Source organism: Chromohalobacter sp. HP20-39 (assembly GCF_033052815.1).
Classification (GTDB): domain Bacteria; phylum Pseudomonadota; class Gammaproteobacteria; order Pseudomonadales; family Halomonadaceae; genus Chromohalobacter.
Map to the genome: position 1 here is coordinate 1 of NZ_JAWHTP010001184.1, position 235 is coordinate 235.

The 235-nt window shown below is 60.9% G+C and carries 1 protein-coding gene; it reads right to left on the minus strand.

Annotated elements, in window-relative coordinates; genetic code table 11:
* Nucleotides 1-203, minus strand: a 203-nt coding sequence (locus tag RVY79_RS21640) for a hypothetical protein (protein WP_317466680.1), incomplete at its 3' end; no start/stop codon positions are given.
* Between the last annotated feature and the right edge of the window lie 32 nt (nt 204-235).

The window sequence follows — 235 nt, forward strand, 5'->3', positions numbered from 1 at the left end:
TTCACGTTGCCTGACATGGGAGCCTTCGCTTCCATGAGCGGGACGATCTCCAGTGACGGCAACCTGTCTTCCAGCTCGGGCGGCACGTCGGCTTCTACCACTAGCTCCACATCTGGCGGTTCAAGCGGTTCGGGCACCGGCGGACAAACAGCCAGCCAGTCGTTGGAAGTGAAACCGGGGAAACGCTTGGAGGAGATCGCCAAGCAAATTGCGGGGCATGGTGCGGAGGTCATCG